13 protein-coding genes and 1 tRNA gene are annotated in these 10683 nt (G+C 39.4%); 11 read left to right on the forward strand and 3 right to left on the reverse strand.

Translation table 11 applies throughout. The annotated features are described in order from the left end of the window. Window positions 1-88 precede the first annotated feature (88 nt). The 5 genes from P20439_RS08470 to alr all read left to right on the forward strand — a co-directional run bounded on the left by P20439_RS08470 (window position 89) and on the right by alr (window position 4632). Window positions 89-640, forward strand: coding sequence for an RNA polymerase sigma factor (locus P20439_RS08470; RefSeq protein WP_008110393.1), 552 nt, complete (start codon window positions 89-91; stop codon window positions 638-640). Beyond that, the gene (locus tag P20439_RS08475; protein ID WP_008466127.1) at window positions 633-1112 is read left to right on the forward strand and encodes a hypothetical protein; all 480 of its coding nucleotides are present in this window, start codon (window positions 633-635) and stop codon (window positions 1110-1112) included. Before P20439_RS08470 ends, P20439_RS08475 begins: the two co-directional genes overlap by 8 nt. Window positions 1113-1121: 9 nt before the next feature. Continuing rightward, window positions 1122-2060, forward strand: coding sequence for a DUF4097 family beta strand repeat-containing protein (locus tag P20439_RS08480; RefSeq protein WP_008466130.1), 939 nt, complete (start codon window positions 1122-1124; stop codon window positions 2058-2060). A 113-nt stretch (window positions 2061-2173) separates the two neighbouring features. Further along, window positions 2174-3553 carry a replicative DNA helicase gene (gene dnaB / locus P20439_RS08485; RefSeq protein ID WP_008466131.1) on the forward strand — a complete coding sequence of 460 codons (1380 nt, stop codon included), beginning with the start codon at window positions 2174-2176 and terminating at the stop codon, window positions 3551-3553. Next, entirely contained in the window at window positions 3553-4632 is a 1080-nt protein-coding gene (gene alr / locus P20439_RS08490) for an alanine racemase (protein WP_008110385.1), read from the forward strand. The genes dnaB and alr overlap by 1 nt, the downstream gene beginning before the upstream one ends. Window positions 4633-4709: 77 nt before the next feature. Here alr and P20439_RS08495 read toward each other — a convergent pair whose 3' ends face one another. Continuing rightward, window positions 4710-4949, reverse strand: a complete 240-nt coding sequence (locus P20439_RS08495; RefSeq protein ID WP_004588463.1) for a DUF2960 domain-containing protein — start codon at window positions 4947-4949, stop codon at window positions 4710-4712. A gap of 100 nt (window positions 4950-5049) precedes the next feature. Between P20439_RS08495 and P20439_RS08500 the strand changes: the two genes are divergently transcribed. From P20439_RS08500 to P20439_RS08510, 3 genes are read left to right on the forward strand one after another with little or no spacing between them, the layout of a single operon-like run. After that, window positions 5050-5301, forward strand: a complete 252-nt coding sequence (locus P20439_RS08500) for a hypothetical protein (RefSeq protein ID WP_008110382.1) — start codon at window positions 5050-5052, stop codon at window positions 5299-5301. Between the two features lie 30 nt (window positions 5302-5331). Beyond that, on the forward strand, window positions 5332-5955 hold the full coding sequence (gene pnuC, locus P20439_RS08505) for a nicotinamide riboside transporter PnuC (RefSeq protein WP_008110380.1): 624 nt from the start codon (window positions 5332-5334) through the stop codon (window positions 5953-5955). Window positions 5956-5958: 3 nt separating this feature from the next. After that, window positions 5959-6762 (forward strand): phosphotransferase family protein, encoded by an 804-nt coding sequence (locus P20439_RS08510; protein ID WP_008466136.1) that lies wholly within the window; start codon window positions 5959-5961, stop codon window positions 6760-6762. Here P20439_RS08510 and P20439_RS08515 read toward each other — a convergent pair. Then, the gene (locus P20439_RS08515; RefSeq protein ID WP_008110377.1) at window positions 6759-6941 is read right to left on the reverse strand and encodes a hypothetical protein; all 183 of its coding nucleotides are present in this window, start codon (window positions 6939-6941) and stop codon (window positions 6759-6761) included. The two genes, P20439_RS08510 and P20439_RS08515, sit on opposite strands and share 4 nt — an antisense overlap. A 237-nt stretch (window positions 6942-7178) precedes the next feature. Here P20439_RS08515 and P20439_RS08520 point away from each other — a divergent pair. Beyond that, window positions 7179-7253: transfer RNA gene (locus tag P20439_RS08520), tRNA-Arg, on the forward strand. A 263-nt stretch (window positions 7254-7516) separates the two neighbouring features. Beyond that, window positions 7517-8734, forward strand: a complete 1218-nt coding sequence (locus P20439_RS08525; protein ID WP_036933355.1) for an HD-GYP domain-containing protein — start codon at window positions 7517-7519, stop codon at window positions 8732-8734. On the opposite strand, the gene P20439_RS08530 is transcribed toward P20439_RS08525, so the two are convergent. Further along, complete coding sequence (locus tag P20439_RS08530) at window positions 8694-9017, reverse strand: hypothetical protein (RefSeq protein ID WP_008466139.1); 324 nt, start codon at window positions 9015-9017, stop codon at window positions 8694-8696. The two genes, P20439_RS08525 and P20439_RS08530, sit on opposite strands and share 41 nt — an antisense overlap. 281 nt (window positions 9018-9298) lie before the next feature. On the opposite strand from P20439_RS08530, the gene P20439_RS08535 reads away from it, so the two are divergent. After that, on the forward strand, window positions 9299-10588 hold the full coding sequence (locus tag P20439_RS08535; RefSeq protein WP_008466140.1) for an outer membrane protein transport protein: 1290 nt from the start codon (window positions 9299-9301) through the stop codon (window positions 10586-10588). Window positions 10589-10683 lie beyond the last annotated feature (95 nt).

The following is a 10683-nucleotide window of genomic DNA, read 5'->3' on the forward strand; positions in this document are numbered from 1 at the left end:
ATTTTTTATTTATTTAAACCTTTCTATTCTTCTGCGCGTCTAATAAGTTAAATTGCAATTACATAATTATAAATAGGAAAAATTTGCGATGTTAATGGACGCTAATCAGCCAATAACTGATCAAGTGCAGCAAATGCTTATTGATCAAGTTAAAAATGGCGACCAGTTAGCCTATAAAGCGCTCTATGACATGCATAAAGCAAAAGTTTATGGCTTATGCCTGAGGCTCATAGCCGATGAGGGGCATGCGCAAGATGCTACCCAAGAAGTGTTTGTACAAGTATGGAAAAAAATAACGCAGTTTGATGGGCGATCGCAATTTTCCACTTGGCTTTATAGTGTCGCCAGTAATATTGCTATTAGTTATGTGCGTAGGCAAAAACATTGGCTTAATAAAGTAATTAGCTTTGAGCAAAGCGGTATGGATGAACAAACTGCAAATGACTGTAACGGACTAAATGGACTGGATAAATTAATTGTTAGGCTGCCTGAGCGAGCAAGAATGGTATTTGTGCTGTATGCGGTAGAAGGTTATAGGCATGAAGAAATTGCAACCCTGTTAGGCATGGCGGTAGGCTCTAGTAAGGCGCAATATCATCGTGCAAGGCAATTATTAAAGCAGTGGTACGAAAATGAGTAAAACAAATTTTGATGACTATTTAAATGAGTCTTTAACCCAGTTAGATAAAAGTATCCCACCAAAAAAAGAACTGTGGGGTGGAATCGAGCGCGCAATAATAGCTAATAATCAGCCCTTTATAAATACTAATAAATATTGGCCGAAACTCACCGCTCTTGCTGCATGTTTTACCGCGGCTTTAGTGAGTGCGGTGGTGTTATTTAAAGCACCAGAGACAAATACCGCAGTGGCAATGAGTGAGTTTTTTACTAAGCAAAAACAAAGCTTACTAGTGCAATATCAAAGCCAAGTAGCATTGACCGATAACTGGCAAGTGCAGTTACAAGAACTTGAAGACGCAGAGCAAGCAATAAAACAAACACTTGAAAATGAACCGAAAAACAAGGCGCTACTGTCTATGCTAGCGCAAGTTTATCAACAACAACTCGATTTAATTAACAAGGTGCATGCACCTCGTTGGCAACACATATAGGAGAAATAAATGAAAGCAATAATATTAGGGATCGCTTTATTACCCATGGCCGTATTTGCTGGTGAAAAAATAGATCAGCAAATTGAGGTACCCAATGCTGGAGTGATCCACATTGAAAACCAGCGCGGTGACATTAAAGTAACGGGTTGGGATAAAAACCAATTTAAAGTAACGGGTGAACTTGATGATAAGGCACAAGGTTATACTCTTAAAACACAAGGCAATAAAACTCAGTTTATTGTGAAAATGCCTGAACTTTCTAATTGGGATAACAATAACAATGGTTCAACGCTCACTATTTTTATGCCAAAAAGTAGCGCGCTGGAATTTGTTGGTGTTAATGCGTCGGTAACGGCCAAAGAGTTACAAAAAGGCACTGAAATTGACGTAGTTAATGGGGCTATTACTGTAAATGATCTTAATGGTGATATTAAGCTGACCAGTGTAAATGGTGACATCAAGGCAAAAGCACTTAATGGTAAAGTTCAATTTGAAACCGTTAATGGTTTGATTGATGATCAGCAATCTAGCGGTGAAGTTCGTTTTAGCGCAGTTAATGGCAATATTACATCAAACTCGACGGCCAACGATATTCGCTTAGAAAACGTAAATGGTGATATCAACTTTAATCTAGATGCCATAAAAGAATTACAAATAAGCACCGTAAATGGCGAAGTTAAGGTGCGAATTAACCGTCTTCTGAGTGATGCTGATGTGAGTTTTGAATCTGTTAGTGGCAACGCTGCGTTTTATTTCCCTGCTGATTTATCAGCACAATTTGAGGTAGAAGCACACGCTGGCGGTAAAATTGACAACCAGTTAACTGACGATCAAGTGCAAAAAGCCAAATACGGCCCTGCAAGTGGAATTAAGTTTAATACTAATGGCACAGATGCTAGCGTAGAAATGAATACTATTAGCGGTGTTATCGAACTTAAACGCCAATAAACACCCATTTTATTTCAAGTAACAAAAAGCAGGAAAAGATTTCCTGCTTTGCTATTTGCACAGCCCCGCCAAGTCGATAGAATAGGGCTATTCAATTTTAGTACTGTGAAGTTATGGCCAAACCAGATAAGCAAGTCGACACTCTTAAAGTTCCTCCCCATTCAATAGAAGCTGAACAATCTGTTTTAGGTGGTTTAATGCTTGATAACCAAGCATTTGATCGCGTAGCTGAACTTGTTGTGTCACAGGATTTTTATACCCGTACCCATAAGCTTATTTTTGAGGCGATGACAGCTCTTGCTGAAATTGGCGATCCAATTGATTTAATCACTATTTCTGAAAGTTTAGAAAAAAATAATCAGTTGTCAGGTATTGGTGGATTTGCATATTTAGCCGAAATAGCAAAAAACACCCCAAGTGCTGCTAATATTGACGCTTACGCGAGTATCGTGCGCGAGCGCGCCGTAGTACGTGAAATGATTGGCGTTGCTAACGAAATAGCCGAAGCAGGTTTTAACCCAGAAGGGCGAACTAGTCACGACTTACTGGATTTTGCTGAAAGTAAAGTATTTAAAATTGCTGAGCAGCGTACAAAAAGCAGCGATGGTCCGCAAAGCATTCACAATATACTTGAAAAAACCGTTGATAAAATAGAAGAGCTTTACCAATCACCACAAGATGGTGTGACCGGTGTGAGTACAGGTTATGCTGATCTTGATAAAATGACCACAGGCTTGCAGCCATCTGATTTAATTATTGTGGCAGCGCGTCCATCAATGGGTAAAACCACCTTTGCGATGAACCTTGCTGAACATGCCGCAATGACTCAAGACAAGCCGGTGCTTATTTACTCATTAGAAATGCCCTCAGAACAAATTATGATGAGGATGCTGGCGTCCCTTGGCCGAATTAACCAAACCAAAGTACGTACTGGTCAGCTAGATGACGATGACTGGGCGCGCCTTTCATCAACCATGGGGTTACTCATGGAGAAAGGCAAAATGTACGTTGATGATGCCTCAGGCTTGACACCTACCGATGTTCGCTCACGTGCGCGTCGTATAGCACGCGATCATGGTGGTATTAGTATGATCATGGTCGATTACCTGCAATTAATGCGTGTACCTAGTCTGTCTGATAATCGTACTTTAGAAATTGCCGAGATTTCCCGCTCACTCAAAGCACTAGCGAAAGAGTTGCAGTGTCCGGTTGTTGCTCTATCGCAGCTTAACCGTACTCTAGAGCAACGTGCTGATAAACGTCCAATTAACTCAGATTTACGTGAGTCAGGCTCTATTGAGCAAGATGCCGATTTGATCATGTTTATTTATCGTGATGAAGTATACAACGAAGACAGTACTGAAAAAGGCATTGCCGAAATTATTATCGGTAAACAGCGTAACGGTCCGATTGGTAAAGTGCGCCTAACTTTCCAAGGTCAATTTTCTCGCTTTGATAATTATGCGGGGCCTGCTGTAGATGATGATTACTAATGCGCTTAGCCACTGCTGAAATTAATTTAACCGCGCTTGAACATAACTTAGCGCAAGTAAAACGCTTTGCGCCCAATAGTAAAGTCATGGCCGTGCTTAAAGCGAATGCTTATGGGCATGGTTTAGTCACTATTGCGCAGCACTTAAATGAAGCAGATGCATTTGCGGTTGCGCGTATAGATGAAGCGTTAGCACTGCGTGCCGGTGGCCTTACAAAACCGATTGTGTTGCTAGAAGGTTTTTTTCATCAAGAAGACTTACCTATTCTACTGGCGAATAATTTTCAAACTATTATTCATGACGAAATACAGCTAAAAATGTTGGAAAGTGCGCAGCTAGATGCGCCCTTAAATTGCTGGTTAAAAATAAATACCGGCATGCATCGTTTAGGTATTGCGCCTGAGCAGTTTGATATGTTTTATCAGCGCCTACAAGCCAGCCCAAATGCACAAAACAAAATAAATTTAATGACCCATTTTGCCTGTGCCGATGATGTAAAAAATACTAAAACAGTGCAGCAAATTGCTTTGTTTGATAATTTAACCCAAGAGGTTGAGCAAGCCCATTGTTTATCGAACTCAGCAGGAATTATAGCGTGGCCGAGTGGTCATGGTGATTGGGTTCGACCTGGGCTAATGCTTTACGGTGTATCGCCTATGGCCAATCACACAGGTAAAGATCATCAATTAAAGCCAGTGATGCGCTTAACTACTAAGGTGATAGCAGTGCGTAATGTGGGGGCACATGAGCAAGTAGGCTATGGCGGTCGCTGGCAAAGTGATAAACCTACGATGTTGGCTGTGGTTGCACTGGGCTATGGTGATGGTTATCCGCGTCATGCGAAAGAAGGCACACCTGTGATTATAAATGGTCATCGTTACGGTATTGTGGGTAGTGTAGCCATGGACATGATCACCCTTGATATAGGTAATAACGTGCACAACGTCGAAGTGGGTGATGAGGTGATTATGTGGGGGCCGGAGTTACCAGTAGAAGAGATTGCACAATGTGCTGATACCATTTCTTACGAGTTATTGTGTAATATTACACCGCGCGTAAGTTATGAGTACCAGCGATAATATTTATTATTAAAGATATGCGGTAAGTTTACATTGCTGACATGAACGTGATGTTAGCTTTAGCTTAATGAGTATGGCTACTCTTTTATAAAGTAAATATCGCTAAAGCCCATACGCGCAAATTCTTGGTCACGAAAGTTACGCACAGCTGATGACCCTTTAGAGGTCATTTCAATTTGGCGTACCATGTTTAAGTAGTTAGTTAAATCAATACCCTCAGCAGCCGCAATAGCCTGATACATATCGTGGTATTTATCTTTTGCGAAGTTAATCTCGCGCGGTTGATTTTTAAAAGTATAGGTAATTCTGCGTGCCATAATAAGCTCAGTTAAATTGAGTGTTAGTGTAATTTTACACTGTATTTAAGTTGCGTTGAATGATTAGTTGAAATCAAATAATTAAAAAGTTGAGTTTGAAATGAAATTATCAGTAGAGATCAGTAAATACCCGCTTCACCAAGATTATATTCCCTTTATTAAAGGCTTTATCGACAGAGTAAATGCCTATGAAGAGCTCAAAGTGATCACGAATACCATGTCGACTCAAATATTTGGTGATTATGACTTAGTAATGCAAGTGATCAGTACAGAGATTAAACATTCATACGAGCAATTTGGTAAAGCTATCTTTGTGTGTAAATTTATCTCGGGCGATTTATCTCCCGAATAACCTCCTAACAAATACGGTCGTTTTATAATGATGGATTTCATAACGCAAATACTTAGTGGTTTCACTGCCATGTCGCATTGGGAGTATATTGCGGTGGCTTTATCAATGGCGTATTTATTATTAGCCATAAAAGAGAATTTATGGTGCTGGCCTGCGGCATTTTTTAGTACGCTTATTTATACCATTATGTATTGGAATGGCGCGTTGCTAATGGAGTCATTACTGAACTTTTATTATATGTACATGGCCGTGTTTGGTTGGGTTGTGTGGCGAAAAGGTAAAGCTAATCAAGCGCAACGGTTGATTACATCGTGGCCTGTGAACCGACATATCATTTTAATAGTATTAACCACCCTAGCGTCATTAGCGATTGGTTACGTGATGCAAAATTACACCCATGCAGATTTTGCCTACCTAGACAGTTTTACCACCTGCTTTGCAGTAGTCACTACTTATCTCGTGGCTAAAAAAGTACTCGAGAATTGGCTATATTGGATAGTGATTGATGCCGCATCAATGTATTTGTATTACGAAAAGGGTTATTACCCAACACTCGTGCTTTTTATATTCTATACCATTATGGCGGCGTGGGGGTTTAAAACGTGGTACGAAGAATATGAGCAAAGCCAAGCAAAACCAATGGCGCAACTCTAATTTATGAACCCGCATTCTCAGTTAGTTAATATTTGTAGTGCGTTTTTAGCACCTAGCATAATAACCTCAACAGAGTACTTGGTTAATGGTTTAAGTAACGATAACTTTTTAATACGTACTGACACTCAATCTTACTTATTAAAGTGTTATCAATCATATTGGCCAGAAGTCGCGCTTCAAGCTCAGTGTGAACTCAGCAAACAGCAAGTTTGCCCTGCACCTATCTGGCTTGATAAACAAAATAAACGTGCGGCTTTTAATTATATAGAGGGAGAGGTTGCAGAGTCTTATTTAGCTATGCCGCTACTTGCTAAACTGGTTAAAGTACATGCACATACGACAGATACTCAAACGATGAATATCGCACTTGAATTGCAAGCCTATCGGCATTTATTGGTGTTTAAAGAGTTTGATAAGCACATAGATAAAGTACTAAAAAGCATTGCCAATATGCCTATAGAACACGGCTTTTGCCATAATGACTTAGTGAAAGAAAATATAGTCGTTAATCCGCAGGGCGTGTATTTAATCGACTTTGAATACGCTCAAAAAAATGATGTTTACTTTGATCTTGCTGCGTTAGCCGTTAGTTTTAACTTAGATAGTGCAACTAAGCATGCTTTGCTTAAAAGTTATCAAGCATATACGCCATCAGAGCAATTTTACTTATCTATGCACAAGCTTGAGTGCTACCAGATAGTTTATTTACTGTTATGCATTGGCTGGTATGAGCAACGCGCCATCAACAACAAGGTTGTTGTACTGCGCGCGCAATTAGATGAGCTTATAGCATCAGTGGGTAGTTAAAGCCCACCAAAGCGTTCTGCTAGCTCTTTGTATTTTGCTACTTCATCAGCGTCAAATTGCATTTCGCCATTATCATCTTCAGATTTAGCGATTAATAAGCTTTCTCGAGCAAGACGTTTAACACGCTCTGCTTTTACGCCTAAAAACTCAGCAACTTGTTCTGTTGACATTAACTTCATAATTACTTCCTCGTGTTTAATCTTTCCGTCCAGTGACAATAATAGATAATATGTGTCTAAAGCGTTACTGTTTTTTTATAGAATATAAATAAATAGCGCTTTTTTTACCTTTTGTTAAGTGAATAGTTTAAATTATAGACATGTAAACGAATCATGCTGGTATTTATACAAAGATGCCTTTATTATTGCGCATGCTAAAGCATTGATATCGCGAGTTGATGTGGCGGCAACAAATGTGCTCTCGTGGTGAAATGGATATCACGTGGCCCTCCGGAGGCTGAGTTGTAGGTTCGATCCCTACCGAGAGCGCCATTTGCGTTTTACTTCCCCCCTTGAAACGATAATAGCTATTTAGCTAAGCTCACTATTTTATTCCCCGTTAAATAATGTTTGTAGCAATCTAATTTACACCGTTAGGCGTATACTCAGTGCCGCACTTATGGTTTATTATCAATAATTGTAAAGATTTTTAGTGTTAATAATTTATTATTACCCTAAACTCAAAAGCTAGACTTTTATAGCTAAATAATGCTATTTAGAGTAAATATTCCTTAATTATAGAAACCCTCACATTTATGCTAGTTACCTTACCTATATCAGAACTTATCCCCGGCATGTACGTAAATAGCGTGACCAAGCAGCAGGAGAGTGTGGATGGTATAAAAATTAAAACCAGCGGTTTGGTTCGTGATAAATCTATAATTCAGCGTTTAATTACCGAAGGAGTACTAGAGCTTCTTATTGATTTTACAAAAAGTGATGTGGCTGTACCGGCTAAATATAAAGTAAAAGAAAAACCACAAGCCGCTGCTATAAATCAAGACAAGCCCACTAGTAAAAAACGAGTTGTCAGCTTGCAACAAGAGTTTGCCAAAGCCAGCGTTAGTTATGATGCCCACAACAGAAAACTACAGAATATTTTTGGTGATTTAACCTCAGGCTTGTCACTGAATACTGATGCACTTAATGAGATAAGTAATGAAATAGTCAGCTCAGTATTTCGCAATGAACATGCTATGACCATTTTAACTCGCATTAAAGATAAGCATAGTTATAACTGGCGTCATATGATCAACTGCACCATTTTTACAGCGGTATTCGCTAAATACTTAGGGTATAAACGCGAAGCCGTGCAGGAGCTTGCAATGGGTGCACTAATGCATGACCTAGGGCAAGCCAAATTACCCCAAGGAATATTCTCTAAACCTGGCAAAGTTACAGGTAACGAGATGACGGCAATAAAAAAGCATGTTGCACAAATCTTAGGGTTATTAAAAGGTGCAAAAGGTATCACCACTTTAATGTTAGATATGATTGTAAACCATCATGAGCGTCTTGATGGTTCTGGTTATCCTCGAGGAGTTGATGAAAGCAAAATAAGTCGTCCTGCTCGAATTTTGGCGATTGTTGACGTGTACGATGCACTCACCGCAGACAGGCCGCATCAAGAAGGGGATGAGCCTATAAATGCGCTACGTTATTTGTTGGCTAATAAACAGCTATTTGACGCAGAGTTAGTACAGCTATTTATAAAGTGCTTAGGTGTTCACCCGGTGGGTACTATTGTTAAGTTAACCAATGAACGGTTGGCTTTGGTACTAGAGGGGAATCATTCAAATCCAATCAAACCTAAAGTGAAGCTTTTTTATAACGCAAAACATAATCATCATGTTACCGCAAAAGATATTGATTTGAGCTTAAATAATAATGAAATAAAAATACAAGCAAGTGTCAAACCCGCTGATTATAAAATTAATTTGCCTCGACTTTTAAAAGAGCATTTACTGCTTTAGTTTTTTTGCATCGTCTTTTTCTGTTTGTTTTAGCAGAAATATATCCACCTAAAAAGCAACTTCCCATTAGCGTTATCCACAGTAACGTGCCTAATTCTACATGCAGTGCTAAGCAGCAAAAAACCAAAGCAACAACCGCCATGCTAATGGCCGCTAACCAATAGTGATTGACAGGATTGTCACATTTACCAGCTTGCGTACACGCGCAATAATTTGCTTTATAAAAGAAATAAACACTTAAACCACAAAAAATAAGCCCTGCAATAATAAGTAAAATGATCACTATTTTCTCCCTTGGTGATTCCATTGGTAGTGTAAATTGCAACGTAATCCAATTCAATGCAAATGAGAATCAATGCTATTAGAGTATATACTCTAATAGCACACTTCTGCTCCGATGAGTTTTAAATAGTTGTTAAAATGTCGTTAAAAACGTGTTTTTTAGCCTTTTTTAACGTTTTAGTAGAGTTTTTTATAAAAAATTAAGGTAGTGTACGCGGGTTTGAAATCCTAATAACAACACACATAGCTATCCAAACAGTGAGTTTGGCTAAGGACACAACAATGAAATTTACTAAAACTCTTATTGCGGCATCGCTGGCATTTGTTTCAGCTGATACCTTTGCAGCGGCTTTTCAGCTTGCTGAACAAAACGTATCTGGTTTAGGCCGCGCATACGCAGGTGAAGCGTCTGTAGCAGACGATGCGTCTGTGGTTTCTCGTAACCCAGCATTAATGACGTTGTTTAAAGAGAAGCAACTTAGCGTTGCAGCTATGGCTGTAATCCCAGATGTGAGCCTAACAGGCACAGGTAATGCCTACGGTTTAGATAACAGCGTATTAAATGATGACAGCATCGCACCAAGCGCGATTATTCCTGCGGGCTATTTCACTATGCCAGTAAACGATAAAGTATCGGTTGGTTTTGGTGCTTTTTCTAACTTTGGCCTAGCGACTGAGTTTAACGATGATTATGCAGCTGGCCAAATTGCTGGTGAAACTGAAATTGTTACTGTAAACATGAACGCAAGTGTTGCATATAAAGTATCAGAGCAGTTTAGCTTTGGTATTGGTTTAAATGCAATTTACGCAGAAGCGAAGATTATCCGTAAGTTTGGTTTCGTACCTCCTGTAAACCCTGTTATTGCATCTATTCCTGCAAGTGCTGATGCGGTTAACCTTGAAGGTGATGATATGGGTTACGGCTTAAACGTTGGCTTAATGTATCAGTTAGATGAAAATAGCCGCTTTGGTTTTAATTACCGCACAGAAACAGACATTACTTTTGAAGGCGAGTACTTTACACAGCTTCCAGTATCACCACTTCAAAATCAAGTTTTACCAGGCTCTGTTGAAATCACATTGCCAGCAATTGCTGAGTTCTCTGGTTCTCACCAGTTAGATGAAAAGCTAGGCGTTCACTACAGCGTATTATGGACAGGTTGGAGCAGCTTTGATTCATTAGAAGCACAAGTAACAATGCCTACAGGTGGCAAGTTCAGCGCGTTTGAAAAAACAGAAGATTTCTCTGATGCAATGCGCTACTCAATTGGTACTGATTACCAGTACAGCGAAAACTTAATGCTTCGTGCTGGTTTTGCGTTTGATGAATCACCAGTATCACAACAGCATTTATCAATTTCTATCCCTGATACAGACCGTTTTTGGTTCTCGTTTGGGGGTAACTATGCGATCGATGAAAACTCAAATGTTGATTTAGGTGTGAGTGTATTACGTGGTAAAACACAAAACTTTACTGAAAAAGTAGAAAGTGAAACGCTACCACAGCAATGGTCTTTTGAATCAAAAGGTCATGCAGTATTGTTAGGCGCGCAGTATAACTACACATTCTAATTCTGCCTAGAACCTAGAACCTAGAACCTAGAACCTAGAACCTAGAACCTAGAACCTAGAGCCTAGAACCTAGAACTTAGACACAAAAAAAGCNC

It is taken from the genome of Pseudoalteromonas sp. BSi20439 (genome assembly GCF_000241165.1).
Lineage (GTDB): Bacteria > Pseudomonadota > Gammaproteobacteria > Enterobacterales > Alteromonadaceae > Pseudoalteromonas.